At 55.0% G+C, this 13,808-nt stretch carries 13 protein-coding genes and 1 tRNA gene; 4 read left to right on the top strand and 10 right to left on the bottom strand.

Annotated features, from left to right (window positions below; translation table 11 throughout):
• Positions 1-132 precede the first annotated feature (132 nt).
• Complete coding sequence (locus F3I47_RS08500; protein WP_150028877.1) at positions 133-849, bottom strand: 4'-phosphopantetheinyl transferase; 717 nt, start codon at positions 847-849, stop codon at positions 133-135.
• 71 nt (positions 850-920) lie between these two features.
• Positions 921-1,124, bottom strand: a complete 204-nt coding sequence (locus tag F3I47_RS08505; protein ID WP_009089095.1) for a hypothetical protein — start codon at positions 1,122-1,124, stop codon at positions 921-923.
• 481 nt (positions 1,125-1,605) lie between these two features.
• Between F3I47_RS08505 and F3I47_RS08510 the strand changes: the two genes are divergently transcribed.
• Positions 1,606-1,878: a hypothetical protein gene (locus F3I47_RS08510; protein WP_111208552.1), complete on the top strand. Its 273-nt coding sequence runs from the start codon at positions 1,606-1,608 to the stop codon at positions 1,876-1,878.
• 642 nt (positions 1,879-2,520) lie between these two features.
• Here F3I47_RS08510 and F3I47_RS08515 read toward each other — a convergent pair.
• From F3I47_RS08515 to F3I47_RS08540, 6 genes are all read right to left on the bottom strand, one after another.
• Positions 2,521-2,988: a DUF6392 family protein gene (locus tag F3I47_RS08515; protein ID WP_111208551.1), complete on the bottom strand. Its 468-nt coding sequence runs from the start codon at positions 2,986-2,988 to the stop codon at positions 2,521-2,523.
• Positions 2,985-4,685, bottom strand: coding sequence for an S-type pyocin domain-containing protein (locus tag F3I47_RS08520; protein ID WP_150028876.1), 1,701 nt, complete (start codon positions 4,683-4,685; stop codon positions 2,985-2,987). The genes F3I47_RS08515 and F3I47_RS08520 overlap by 4 nt, the downstream gene beginning before the upstream one ends.
• Positions 4,686-4,687: 2 nt before the next feature.
• A complete protein-coding gene (locus tag F3I47_RS08525; RefSeq protein ID WP_150028875.1) occupies positions 4,688-5,185 on the bottom strand; it encodes a hypothetical protein in 498 nt (165 codons plus the stop codon).
• A 606-nt stretch (positions 5,186-5,791) separates the two neighbouring features.
• Positions 5,792-5,868 (bottom strand) — tRNA-Pro (locus tag F3I47_RS08530).
• A 73-nt stretch (positions 5,869-5,941) separates the two neighbouring features.
• Positions 5,942-7,696 carry an LPS biosynthesis-modulating metalloenzyme YejM gene (gene yejM, locus F3I47_RS08535; protein ID WP_150028874.1) on the bottom strand — a complete coding sequence of 585 codons (1,755 nt, stop codon included), beginning with the start codon at positions 7,694-7,696 and terminating at the stop codon, positions 5,942-5,944.
• 22 nt (positions 7,697-7,718) lie between these two features.
• Positions 7,719-7,946, bottom strand: a complete 228-nt coding sequence (locus tag F3I47_RS08540) for a YejL family protein (protein ID WP_009089108.1) — start codon at positions 7,944-7,946, stop codon at positions 7,719-7,721.
• Between the two features lie 158 nt (positions 7,947-8,104).
• On the opposite strand from F3I47_RS08540, the gene yejK reads away from it, so the two are divergent.
• A complete protein-coding gene (yejK, locus tag F3I47_RS08545) occupies positions 8,105-9,109 on the top strand; it encodes a nucleoid-associated protein YejK (RefSeq protein ID WP_150028873.1) in 1,005 nt (334 codons plus the stop codon).
• A gap of 118 nt (positions 9,110-9,227) precedes the next feature.
• Here the strand turns inward: yejK and rplY are convergent, their stop codons facing one another.
• Both rplY and F3I47_RS08555 read right to left on the bottom strand, forming a co-directional pair.
• Complete coding sequence (rplY, locus tag F3I47_RS08550) at positions 9,228-9,512, bottom strand: 50S ribosomal protein L25 (protein ID WP_009089112.1); 285 nt, start codon at positions 9,510-9,512, stop codon at positions 9,228-9,230.
• A 153-nt stretch (positions 9,513-9,665) separates the two neighbouring features.
• A complete protein-coding gene (locus tag F3I47_RS08555) occupies positions 9,666-11,420 on the bottom strand; it encodes a DEAD/DEAH box helicase (RefSeq protein ID WP_150028872.1) in 1,755 nt (584 codons plus the stop codon).
• 155 nt (positions 11,421-11,575) lie between these two features.
• On the opposite strand from F3I47_RS08555, the gene rsuA reads away from it, so the two are divergent.
• Positions 11,576-12,295: a 16S rRNA pseudouridine(516) synthase RsuA gene (gene rsuA, locus F3I47_RS08560; RefSeq protein WP_009089116.1), complete on the top strand. Its 720-nt coding sequence runs from the start codon at positions 11,576-11,578 to the stop codon at positions 12,293-12,295.
• Positions 12,296-12,345: 50 nt separating this feature from the next.
• Positions 12,346-13,542 carry a Bcr/CflA family multidrug efflux MFS transporter gene (locus tag F3I47_RS08565; RefSeq protein WP_150028871.1) on the top strand — a complete coding sequence of 399 codons (1,197 nt, stop codon included), beginning with the start codon at positions 12,346-12,348 and terminating at the stop codon, positions 13,540-13,542.
• Positions 13,543-13,808 lie beyond the last annotated feature (266 nt).

The raw sequence follows: 13,808 nt of genomic DNA on the forward strand, positions 1-13,808 counted from the left end.
AAAGCGTATTGGCAGGCCGCGCCTGAAAGCGGTTACTGTAGCGGACAGCAGAAACAGCGGTTTCTGCGATCCTGAAACTTCTTCTTTCGTCTGTGTTTACCCCCGGCTAAGCTGCGTTGTTTAGCCGGTTTTTTAAACCGGATGCACCACCTGCGTCATCACCAGATTTTCCCGCCACAAAAATGTCGCCTGTAATAATGTGCCCGCCGGAAATCGCTCACTGAAGTGCTGAGTCAGCCGCAGCGTGGCGTGCTGTCGGGCATGATCCACCGACACCAGCGCCGCCTGAAGAAAGTCCATCGGCTGATGCAGTTGGGGCCAGAGTGCCTTGTAAACACTCTCTTTCAGAGAGAACAGCAGGGTCGCGGCGGCACTGAAGCTGACCGGCAGCGACCGCAGCAGTTGCTGCTCCTGCGCATTCATCAGCAGCCCGGCCATGTCGTTTGCCGTCGTCTCCGGCATGATCTGTTCAACATCGACCCCGACAGCGCAGGACTGACGCGTTGCCGCGACGACCACAACGCCCGCGCTGTGTGACAGCGACGCCTGAATACCCGCCGGCCAGCAGGGAGAGCGGTCGGGGGCATTGTTCAGGATAAAATCAGGGATGCCCAGTTCTGCCATGACCGACCTCACCAGCATCCGGCTGGCCAGGGATTCGGCACGACGTTTGCGGACAGCCTGTTGCAGGCGGGCAGGCAGCGTGATGCCCCAGGCAGCAGCCAGTGCCTCATCGTAAGCGTGCGGATTAAAGTGACTCACCGCCAGCAGCGGATCGCTGTGGCTCAGGTGCGAGGAGAGAATAAAGCCGCCTGCAACAGGCGGCAGCGGCAGGTCGGGATAGCGCATGCGGAACCATGATGGATGCCAAAACGGCATTAAATCAGGTGCATGCAAACAGGGCAAGCAGCCTGCCGGGATCAGTCGTTGGGCGGGATGGCAAAACTCTTCAGAGAAACAACAAAATGGTGATGACCTTTGCTGATACGCGCGCCGCGGTCGCACCAGTGGCTTGCCAGGCGAAAGAAATCGTCGCTGCCGATGTCATACGCCAGTTCCACTTTGCTGATGCCTGAGTGCAATAACGTTTCTGCATCTTTCAGGCTCTTTGCTTTAATCGCCATACACATTATCCGTCAGTTTCAGGGGAATTCAGGGTAAGGCGTTTCTGTGACATTTTTGTTTCAGTTTGATGAAAAAGCGTAGCGGGAGATGATTTCTGTGAGGCGGATCCACCTCTGCTGCAAGCCATAACTGGCTGATTGCAGAGATAATGTTAACGGCTGGCAGGATTAATCTGAATATACGAACAGGAATTACTCTGTCAGAAAAAGGCCGCGTCACGCGCGGCCCTGGTGGGTTACTTCTGGTCTGGCGGGGAAGGTTGCTTATCGCCTGACTCAGGTGCTTCTGTTGGATCGTCTTTTTCAATAAAGGTCATAAACTCTCCTCTTGTTACCCACAGGCTGTTAAGTATAGATCGGATTGGCGGGGACGCGAGGAAAGGGGGATTTGATCAAGTCGGCGGCATGAAGCGGCAGGTTTGCTCTCAGGCCCGGTTGTTGTGGGAGGATTAATGTATAACGCCTGGTATGGAGCTCAGAAATGCTAACGGAAAATCAGGCAATTGAAATAGCGAAAGAATATGCGCTGGAAACAGGCTCCGGATGGGATGAGCGTTTTCATGAGGTTAAAAACGCTTTTTTAGACGGTCAATCTGTCTGCGTTGTTTCCACCTCAGACTTAACATATTCTGAAGAACTTCCCTGGATGATGGAAAATATGCCTAATCCAGTGAGATATTACATAGATATGTCCCGCGGTAAGTGTATTGCAGTGGGAGGCAGAGGAGGTGCAATTGTTCGCTTAGACGAGTAAGAATGTGGCGCATGATTTAGAGAGGGGTATCAATTGCACTTGCACAGTAAGGGCCATAAATAAAAAGGGCCAATCTTGCCACGGGAGGGTTTAAATCAGCATTGTAACTATGCTGCCTCTATATCTTCTGGAGTCATACCAAAATATCCTGACCGACCAGCATAAGTAAGCTGGTGGGCCAGAATCAGCTTGTTCAAATTTTTCCTCCGGAAATCTGAAAGATTAAGTCATCAGAATGAAAAATTTTTCCAACTATGAAATCAGTGAGTAGTTTCTATCAGGTAAAAATATGGATGAGCCATATATTCGTACTAATGATGCAAAAGCCATCATTGATAGAATATTAATAAATGGCAATGATTTTTTCTACTCAGGATTTATCATCAGGTATGCTCGTAAATGCGCCTGATGATGTTCACTAAAGTAACTGTGCTTGGTTTATCGCAATAATTTATCAAGTTCCACGCTTTTCTTTTTACTCTCGCATATTAATTGGCTGTAAATGGTCCTTTTTTGTCCTGCTGGCCTATGTAATCAGCCAATATAAAGTTGCACTTTTCAGTTCAGAAAGTGAACCTGATTTTTTGAAAAAAAAACCGCCGCTTATCACATGTTTTTGGCGGTTAATTGTAGTTTTATAATTTACCAGCGTAGCTCTGACGTTGGAATGAAGGCGACAGATCTGACGTTATCCATAACATCATAGCTGATCTGCATACTGATGGGTAAAGTATATCCTTCTCCTTCGTAAAGATCAGTCCATCCAAAGGCTCTTTTCATAATGACTTTTGGTGGTGCGCTTCTTAATGGAACGCCAAGATTTTCATGCACCCACTGCCGGGACATGTTTTTCTGTAATGGTGACGGCAGTTCATTTGGGAAAACCCAATTACTTACTTTGTCATGCTGAATCCTTAAGACAACGGTCTGTAAAATCCGCCCATCTCGCTTAAAAGATAAATAAACTCCCTCTTTAGCCATATCTAAACTGATTTCGGAGTCACCTGAAAAGCCAGTCGGCGGGGTTTTATAGGGAACAAGATTTGCGGCAAGCAAATCATTATATGATTTTCCAAGGCTATGTATCAACGCTTCTACGTTCACAGTCATTTGTACAATCCCATATCGCTGTTTAACTTGTGTATTTTTGTTCTTGCAGTCTCTATCTGAGCCTCGGTGGCACCCTGATTTATTAACGCGGGTTTAATGGCTTCCAGATTACGATCCACTGCTGCCCGCAAATCTAAAACATCCCTTTTAATCTGCGCCGCATCGTTACGTGTGTTACGTCCACCATAAGTTTCACTAAGTTTCTGATGAATATCTTTGGGAATAATAATTGCAGCCACATTTTGAACAGCCACATCAATATCGTCTGGTAGCATTTCAGGCGCATTAGCCTTTAGATACTCACGAACTGCTGCCGCCGATGGCATATGGTCTGCCTCATATTTCCCCTGCCGTGACCGCCGTGTAAAATCACTGTATAGCTCAACCTCCAGAAATTCTACCGGTGGTTTACTCAGATAGATATAAATCGGCGGAATATCCGGATGCGGAAGGATAAGGATGTAATCCGCGAAGCTCTTCTCTTCCGGGGCCGGTGACGTGGTGGACGTAATGCCGGTACTCTCCGGCAGCGGGTCAACGATTACCGGGTTCGGCAGCACCGGCCGCTTCTGGTTGCCGGTGTGTGACGGCGTGTTTACACCGGCATTATCCGGCGTCCAGATGATGGTGATTCGCGGCTCTTCCGTGGTCGTGAACGAGTAAGCCTGATAGCGGCTGTCCCACGACATTTTGCGCACCCGCACTTTATCCCTGCCCGGTGGCGTGTGCCAGCCGTGCGGCACCGGGTTGCCGCTGCTGTCATTTTCCCAGGTATAACGCACGCGGCTCGGGGCTTCGCTCAGCGATTCCATTCTCCGCCGGTCAAGGTAATCCTGCTCACCGTCATTGAGCCTTCCGGGCATCATCCCCAGCAATACCCCGGCGACTGAGGCACCGGCACCGGCGGTGGCAATCTCAGCGCCGCGAATGGCCCAGGTTCCGTAAGTCAGGGAACGCCCGGCAAGCTGCTCCAGCACACCCGCTCCGGCTGTCGCTGCCTGCGCCCGCGATGCGGCGGCGGCCGTCGCTACCGCCGCCTGATAGTCCATTTCCTCCTTATTGCCGTTCCACCACTTCCAGAGCGCGCTGCGTTTTTTCGGCTTCGGGATATCCTCTGGAGCAGCGGGCTTCTTCTTAGCCGTCTGGGCGTGCTGCGGAGCATCAGTATCCGCCGGTGGCAGCGCCCGGAAAAAGCACATGTCAGTAAAGTTGGTGTGGGGTTCGCTCTGCTCTCCGGCATCGTTGCAGCCGTCACCCCGGAGGCAGGATTTCGCAAATACCCGGTTACGCTCCCGCTCATCTGCCCGTCGCTGCGCTGCGGCTTCCTGCTCAGCCTTCAGAGCAGCCAGCATCGCCACATGTTTTTCCTGTGCTATCTGCTCAGGAGAGGGGCCGGAACCCAGCCATTGATCTTTCGGGGCAATAATCCGGTTACTGCCTGGCGGGCAGCCACACCGCACGACAGAGCGATCAACCGCCGCCGCGACGCCGTGCCAGACAGAGTGCGATTCACCGTCAACAATTACCCCATGTTCACCGCACTTCGGACAGGCCGTCGTCGGGTCGCCCACCCGGACAACGGCGCGACCGTGCTCAGTACAGTTCGGCAGGGTGGATAAAATGGTTGCACCCGTTGTTGTTCTGTCGCCGTGGAGTGCCAGCCCGCGCCCGTAACAGTCAGTCCGGTAGCCACCCATCTTTATTTCTGACCGGCTGTCAGAAAGTCTTCGGGCACCGGTACACCTTTGCGGCCCACCAGCATTCCCTCTGACTGCGGCGTACTGATGATGACGTCACCGTTATCCAGCTCACTGCCAACCAGCGCAACCCCCCGTTCTTTATAAGTATGCCTGCTCCCAGCACTGCTGATAATCCGTGCTGTAGTCCCGTCCGGATAGCTTACCGTACAGCCTTCAGTCAGTACGCTGACCCGCTGGCCATTACTGAGGCGATACTTGTATCCCTGATTAGGGGCAGCATTAAACTCAACGCCTGTACCACCGCGCCGGGTCAGACAGCCCGCCACCGCCAGCCGGTAAATGGCGTTAACCGGATGCTGACGACAAAAAGCTGCCTGCTCAGCTACCAGCGCCCGTGCTTCACTGCTCATCTCAGCCAGCTGCTCTGCCGTAAAGGGGGACTGATCCATTGCGGCCAGAAGGGCCGGAGTAAGTTCGTTGGTAAACTGAAGCGTCATTTTAAAATCCCTTTATAAGCCGGAGTAGTTTTCCGTTTCATGCCGCAGCCAATCCAGGCGGAATGATGAACGTGGAAAAATAAAATATTTTCACGCCTGATTAACTAGGCGATCTGACGCAGCGGCGTGCTGATCTTGATCAAGAAGTCGGCGGAGGCAGACGGGGGAGGTTCATGACAGGAACGATGAATTCATTATTTCAGGGCGGGGTGTGATGCAGTTTTCAGTCCGGTTCAGTATGTGTTGAATGAGACAAAACAGGCTATTGAGTCAGAACTGATAAAGCATTGCTGCGTTTCTTTTATCCTGACTGCCTCAGATGACCGGCGGCCGGATTCAGTGCATATCAGCATTCCGGCTGATTATCCTCGCGGCGTGATTCGCTGTCAGGCGTCTCCGGATTCCCTCGCGCCTTATTGGGGAATAAATGGTTATAAACCGGAATTCGGGACAATTTTTAAACCTTAAAATTGTACGTTTACTTGTGTCTTATCTTTAATTGTTCAATTCTGCTAACTACAGACAATAAAAAACCCGCAAACTCAGAGAGAATGCGGGTTTTTTATCGGGTTTCCGTCAGTAACTGATACTGACAGAATATGTATTTGGTCGGCACGAGAGGATTTGAACCTCCGACCCCGGACACCCCATGACCGTGCGCTACCAGGCTGCGCTACGTGCCGAACACTGGAGGATTAGTCTACTGGTTATCGGCATGAATGCAAGACACCAGCTGACTATTTGCCTGATAATTAATCAGTTAGCGATAAATCGCTTCTCCTCAGTTAATACCTGCAACAGCAACGTCAGTTCCGGCTTGTGATCCTTCAGCGCATTGCCCGCGGCATCATAAGCGCGATAGCTGCCGTTGTTGTTGAGCACCAGCGTCACCTGCGGCGTGGTGATCACCAGCTTGTTCTCTTCGCTGCTGGCGACCCAGTCATGGCGACGACGTGCAGCAAACAGATCTTCACCCTGCGAATAGTTCACCGGATTGGTTCGCACATGCAGCAGGCGCTGCATCAGCGTCGTCATCACATCCTGATGATCGGAGAGACGATCAACGGTCTGCGCGGGCGTATCAGGCCAGTGAATCACTAATGGCACCTGCAATGTCTGGCGATTGCCTGCGCTGTCAGGGTTACCCTCCAGCGCCAGACCGCGCTGCGCGGTGATCACCACCACTGTATTCTTCAGCAAATCACGCGCCTGCAGGCTGCTCAGAACGGCATGAATCTGCTGATCGACGGCGGGTGCCTGACGCAGATAACTGCGCTGACGGGCTTTGGCACTGTCGCCGGTGACGTCAGGGCCGTTCAGCGCGATCCAGGAGAACCAGGGTGCCTGGGAACCTGTCTGCTTCTCCAGCCAGTTCTGCCATTGCGCGACGGTGCTGGCGTTCGGCTGGCTGGTCATCGCCGGCAGTGAATAGTCGGTCAGCAGCGCCTGTCGGTAGAGCGGCGGATTAAAGCCCTCAGAGGAGAACAGGCCAAACTGATAACCCTGCGTGCTCAGCGCGCCCAGCAGGGCAGACGGCGTACGGGATGCCAGAATACCGTTCATGTAGCTGGAGGAGATGCCGTAGAAGAGGCCAAACAACCCTTTCTCCGGGGTATCTCCGGCGCTGTAGTGCTGCGTAAAACGCACGTTTTCGCTGGCAAACTGATTGAGTTGCGGCAGCGCACTGGCCATCGTGGCGTTATTCAGGCCATCCACGGTCAGCACCAGCAGGTTGTTGCGTGTACCGCCATCGCGGAAGGTAATGTCGCTCAGCGGATATTCCACCGCCAGCGCTTCCGGGTCGCCCTGCTGAACCAGGCGACGCTGATACTCCTGCGCATCCAGCAGACCGTGACGCTCCAGGAAACGGCGGGCGGTCATCGGATAGGAGAGCGGCAGGTTAGCGCGCTGCATGGTTATCGGGCGATAGAAGTTGGCATCAGCCCAGATATACATCAGGTGGCTGGCAAAAAAGGCGCTGATAAACAGGGCCGCGAGCGGCTTACCAAATGAACGGCGATTCAGGCTGCGCAGTTTCTGCCAGCTCCAGGTCGCAAACAGCATCTCGACCAGGAAAATCAGCGGCACGCTGATAAACATCAGCTGCCAGTCGCGCGCCATCTCGCTCTGATCGGGGTTAATCACCAGCTCCCACACCACCGGGTTCAGGTGAAGGTGGAAGCGGCTGAACACCGCGCTGTCGACCATGACCAGCGTCAGACCTGCGGTGGCGACCACCGCGGACACTACCCGCATCAGCCGTTGCGACATCAACACAAACGTCAGCGGGAAGATGATCAGCAAATAGGCGGCAAAAACGATAAAACTGAAGTGGCCAACCCAGCTGGTATAGGCGTAGATACGCCCCGCCAGTGAAGAAGGCCAGTCGGCGACCAACAGGTAGCGACTGCCTAAAATCAGCGCGAATAAGATATTAAACAGAGCAAACCAGTGCCCCCAGCTAATCATCTGGGAGACTTTTTCGCGGTAGCGCTGCCGGTTGGTTACCATATTATAAAATCAAATCAGCCAATTAGTGAGCGTTGTCGTCACGCACTGACGCCTGCAGGGCATCGGCGAAAGATCGGGCCAGAGAGCGACGCTGCGCCGGGGCAACATCGCTGTTAATCAGGTTGGTCACCATATTGCCCAGGACCATCAGGGAGAGGTCGGTGGGGGCCTTATCCTTCTGCAGGATTTGGGCCATTTCCGCGAGGAGTTGTTCCACGCGTTCGTCGCTGTAACGGGATGATTGTGGCATAAGGTCGTCTGAGCTCATTTCAAAAGGCGATATAGTACCGGAACAGCGTACTTTTTTCCGCAATTTTATCGAAAGTACCGCGTCCGCTTTACGTATGGAGTTGAAAGCCGATGCCGGCGGTGTTTGAATACGCGCCTGAGCTAAAAGGAGAGTCTACCATGAGTCTGGATATCGACCAGATTGCCCTGCATCAGTTAATCAAACGCGATGAAAACCAGCTTGAGCTGGCGCTGCGCGATTCGCTGCTGCCTGCCACCAACACGGTCAACGCGATGGTGGAGGAGTTACACCGGGTTTACAGCGCAAAAAGCAAAGCCTACGGCCTGTTTAATGCAGAGAGTGAACTGGCAGAAGCGCTGCGTAATTGTCGTAAGGGCAACGATGATTTTCTCGCCTTTAGCCGTGCCGCCACCGGCCGTCTGCGTGACGAACTGGCGAAATATCCGTTCGCCGAAAGCGGCGTGGTGCTGTTTATTCACTACCGCTATCTGGCCGTAGGCTATCTGCTGATCGCCGTGCTGAACAGCCAGTCCAGCATGCGCGTCAACGAGCAGATGGATATCAGCAGCACCCACTATCTCGACATCAATCATGCGGACATCGTCGCGCGTATCGATTTAACCGAGTGGGAAACCAACCCGGAATCGACCCGCTATCTGACCTTCCTGCGCGGCCGCGTCGGACGTAAAGTGGCTGACTTCTTCATGGACTTCCTCGGTGCCGAAGTGGGATTAGACACCAAGGCGCAGAACCGGGGACTGTTGCAGGCGGTGGATGACTACTGCAACGAATCCGGGCTGGATAAGCAGGAGCGGCAGAATTATCGCCAGCAGGTCTACAGCTACTGCAATGAGCAGCTGCAGGCGGGCGAAGAGATTGCGCTGGAAGATCTGTCAGGCGAACTGCCACCGGTGGGTGAAAAAACCTTTCAGGCCTTTACCCAGGAGCAGGGCTACGAACTTGAGGAGAGCTTCCCGGCGGATCGCAGCACGCTGCGCCAGCTGACGAAGTTTGCCGGCAGCGGCGGGGGACTGACCCTGAACTTCGACGCCATGTTACTGGGCGAGCGTATTTTCTGGGACCCGGCAACGGACACCCTGACAATCAAAGGCACGCCACCCAATCTGCGTGACCAGCTACAGCGCCGCACCAGCAGCAAATAAAAAAGCCGGGCTCAGCCCGGCTTTTTTGACGCTGCGCGGTGATAACCTTTGGCAGCGACAGACAAAATAAAAGGGCCGGTTTCGCAACCGGCCCTTCTACGTTCAACAAGGCTCGCGATTACGCGCGAACGAAGTCGATGTGAAACAGTTTTGGCTTGAACGGGTGACGCTGAACAGCCTGAACTTTCACTTTGGTTTCTTTACCGTCAACAACCAGGGTCAGCACTTCTTCGTAGAAACCTGGTTTTGCCTGCAGGTTCATTACGGAGTCGTGATCCAGGTCGATGGCAACAGCCGCTTCAGAACCACCGTAGATGATGGCCGGGAAACGGTTTGCTGTACGCAGGCGGCGGCTCGCACCCTTACCCTGCTCTTTACGTTCTACTGCATTGATAGTGAACATTAATACGTCTCTTTATTTAATTCCTGCTACAGGCGACCCAGTAACAGGCAGGTTATTCAATTCCGCTGATGCACATGCAAAAGCGGGCGGCAGTATAGCGGTTATCCCTGCCAGGAGCAAACGATATAGCCGCCTGCCAGCGGCGCATCCGCGTCAGCGCAGCTCATTCGCGCGGCGGTAGCGGCCCTGATAATCAAACATCTTTTCACGGATCTGCCAGAACTGGCCTTTGGCCCTGGCCACCACAAAATCGGGATGACGCAACAGCGGCTGCAGCGCCAGCACGTCGGCGGCGGTCTGCCAGCCAAGCGGTACGCCGGGTGCGCGCTGATGCGGACGCATAAAGAGCTGCTCAAACGCTTTCCGCTGCGCGGGCGTCTGCAGCCGGAAACGCTCGCTGACGCTGGTGCCATCCTCGTCATGGTAGGTCGCTTTGAGCCACTCACCTTTGGCATCCGATCCCTGTTCCAGCGTCATGCCGCCACAGCGCAGCACCAGTGCATCCTTGAGTTTCAGCGCCGCTTTGAGCATATCGTCGGGATCGACCAGCACTTTATCGCACTGGTGACAGCGCCGGGCGGCGATATCATTTTCCGCGCCGCAGTCGGGACAGCTCTTAAAGCGGAAACGATAGTCGCACTGTTCGCGTTCTCCCTCATCATCTTCCAGCACCCCCTGGCAGCGCCGGCCAAAATGTTCGATGACCATGCCATCTTCGGTCGCCTTGCCCCAGAAGGTGTTAGCAAAGCCGCAGGCGGGGCAGAAAACCTGCACCGGCTGATTGTCGCTGGCCCCTTTCGGCGCGCCGACTTCCGGCGTGAAGAGGTCGTGGGGATTACCGGCATAATCGAGGATCAGGCAGTCGCGCTTACCGGGCGAGAGCCGCAGGCCGCGGCCGACGATTTGCTGATAGAGGCTGACCGACTCGGTCGGGCGCAGTATCGCAATCAGGTCTACGTGCGGCGCATCAAAGCCGGTGGTCAGTACCGCTACGTTCACCAGGAATTTCAGCTGCTGCGCTTTAAACGCCAGGATCAGGGCATCACGCTCGCGGGCGGACGTTTCGGCGGAGACCAGCGCGCTGTTTTCGGGCAGCAGCTGCAGGATTTCACGCGCATGATCCACGGTGGAAGCGAAGATCATCACCCCCAGCCGATCCTCAGCGAACTCCACAATCTGACGAATGATATGGGGCGTCACGCGCTGCTGCTGTTTCAGTTCGCGATTCAGATCGGCTTCGCTGAACAGGCCGTTCGACTGCGCCGTCAGGCGGCTGAAGTCATACTGCACCACCGGCATATCCAGCCGCTCCGGCGGCACCAGGAACTGATGCTTGATCATGTAACGCAGCGGCAATTCATAGATGCAGTCGCGGAACAGCGATTTCTCGTCGCCCCGCACCATGCCGTGATAGTGGAACTGATAGATCCAGCCTTTGCCCAGCCGGAACGGCGTGGCGGTCAGGCCAAGTAAACGGAGCTGAGGATTGTGCTGGCGCAGATGACTGAAGATCTGCTGATACTGGCTCTCTTTGTCATCGCCGATGCGATGGCACTCGTCGACAATCACCAGTGAAAAGGCGCTGTCGAACTGTTCGAGGTTACGCGCGATGGACTGCACGCTGCCAAATACCACTTTGCGCTGACTCTCTTTGCGCTGCAGTCCGGCGGCAAAGATGTCCGCCTCCAGCCCGTACGCTTCATATTTGCTGTGGTTCTGTGCTACCAGCTCTTTGACGTGCGCCAGCACCAGCACCCGGCCACGTGCCAGCCGTGCCAGCTCGGCGATCACCAGGCTCTTCCCGGCGCCGGTGGGCAGTACGATCACTGCAGGTTCCTGATGACGACGGAAATGCGCAACGGTGGCATTAACCGCATCCTGCTGATAGGGGCGTAAGGTAAAAGACATGGCGCTCACTTTTGCAAAACTGGCGGCAATTATGCCATGAAAGTCCGGTAAACGCGCTGTCAGGCGGACGCAGATCACGTTATACTTCCCGCACATTTTCAACGGTTAACCAGGCCGTTTCAGATTCCCTCCGCAGTAACAGGCAAAACGAATTCATGCGACTCGACAAATTCATCTCTCAGCAACTGGAAATCAGCCGCGCCATCGCTCATCGCGAAATCCGCGGCCAGCGTGTCACCGTGAACGGGGAGATCGTACGCGATACCGCGTTTAAACTGCTGCCCGACCACGAAGTCGCCTATGACGGCAACGTGCTGCAGATGCTCACCGGTCCACGCTACTTTATGCTGAACAAACCGCAGGGTTACGTCTGCTCAACCGACGATCCCGATCATCCCACCATCCTCTATTTCCTCGAAGAGCCGATGTCATTCAAACTGCACGCAGCAGGGCGTCTCGATATCGACACGACCGGACTGGTGCTGATGACGGATGATGGTCAGTGGTCACACCGGATTACCTCGCCGCGTCATCACTGCGAGAAAACCTATCGCGTCACACTGGAATCGCCGGTCAGTGACGATACGGCCGCGCAGTTTACGGCGGGCGTACAGCTGCACAATGAGAAGAGCCTGACCAAACCGGCACAGCTTGAAGTAATCACGCCGACCGAAGTGCTGCTGACCCTGAGCGAAGGGCGTTATCACCAGGTGAAACGGATGTTTGCGGCGGTGGGCAATCGGGTGGTGGAGCTGCATCGTGAGCGCATTGGCGACATCGTGCTGGACGCCGATCTGGAACCGGGCGAATACCGGCCGCTGACGGCAGAAGAGATCGCCAGTATTGGTCTGCCAAAAGAGTTACAGGCTAAATAAGCGGACGGGCTGCCAGCAGCCCGTGCCAGTCCCACAGGGCAGGAGAAGGTGTGCGTAAGGAAAAGAATTCGCCAACAGGTCTGGTCGTCATCCTCGGTCTGTTAGCCATGCTGATGCCGTTGTCGATTGACATGTATCTGCCTGCCATGCCGCAGATTGCGCGTGAGTTTGGCGTGTCGGCGGGTAGCGTGCAGATGTCGCTGAATCTCTACATTCTGGGCTTCGCGATCGGGCAGCTCATCTATGGGCCGCTGGCGGACAGCTACGGCCGCAAGCCGGTGATTGCGCTTGGCACGCTGATCTTTGCCTGCGCCGCCGCTGCCTGTGCGTTGTCACAAAGTATTGATCAGCTGATTACCATGCGCTTTCTGCATGGGCTGTCGGCTGCGGCCGCCAGCGTGGTGATCAACGCCCTGATGCGCGACAGTTACTCGAAAGAGGACTTTTCGCGCATGATGTCCTTCGTGATGCTGATCACCACCATTGCGCCGCTGCTGGCGCCGATTATCGGCGGCTGGCTGCTGGTGCTCTGGAGCTGGCACGCCATCTTCTGGGCGCTGTCGGGCGCGGCATTAGTCACCACACTGCTGGTGACCACGCAGATCCGCGAAACCCTAAAGCCGGAGCAGCGCCAGCGGTTCCATCTGCGCACCACGCTGGGTAATTTCGTCACGCTGTTTCGTCACAAACGGGCCTTCAGCTATATGCTGGCGAGCGGCTTCTCCTTTGCCGGACTCTTCACCTTTCTTAACGCCGGTCCCTTTGTTTATATCGAACTGAATCACGTTTCGCCGCAAAACTTCGGCTACTACTTTGGCCTTAACGTGGTGTTTCTGTTCGTGCTGACCCTGATTAACAGCAGGGCCGTGCGCCGCTTTGGCCCGGTCGCGATGTTCCGGCTGGGGTTGCTGATCCAGTTCTCTATGGGGATCTGGCTGCTGCTGGTCAGCGCCTTTGACCTGGGCTTTTTGCCGCTGGTGCTGGGTGTCGCACTGTTTATCGGCTGTGTGTCGATCGTCTCATCCAATGCGATGGCGGTGATCCTTGATGCGTTTCCGCATATGGCGGGCACGGCTTCCTCACTGGCGGGCACCCTGCGTTTTGGCGTCGGGGCTTTTGTGGGGGCGCTGCTGTCGCTGATGAGTTTCAACAGCGCCTGGCCGATGGTGGGCACCATCGCGCTGTGCGCGACGATTTCCCTGCTGCTCTTTTTCTACGCGTCACGTCCCCATACTGCGTCCCGCTAGCCGGGCGCAGGAGTTTTTCCCCGTTACCGCTGGCTCTGTTAGCGGCCTTTCTGGTTATGTTTCTTTATTGTGAAAATCTTTAGCTAAAAAAGTAATCATATTGCGTCTAAAATGATTGTTAACGGCGTGTGAACGCGGTACATATAGCCAGAAGTGCGATGCGAGTCGCAAAAAATGCGCGCGGGCAGACGATTAACACTCGTCCGGACTCAGCGGTTGTCGGTCAGCTTTCAGCGTCGGTTGCTGTGTGTTGCGACATAAACTCA

This window comes from Pantoea sp. M_10 (assembly GCF_008631515.1).
In the GTDB taxonomy this organism is placed as follows: domain Bacteria; phylum Pseudomonadota; class Gammaproteobacteria; order Enterobacterales; family Enterobacteriaceae; genus Pantoea; species Pantoea anthophila.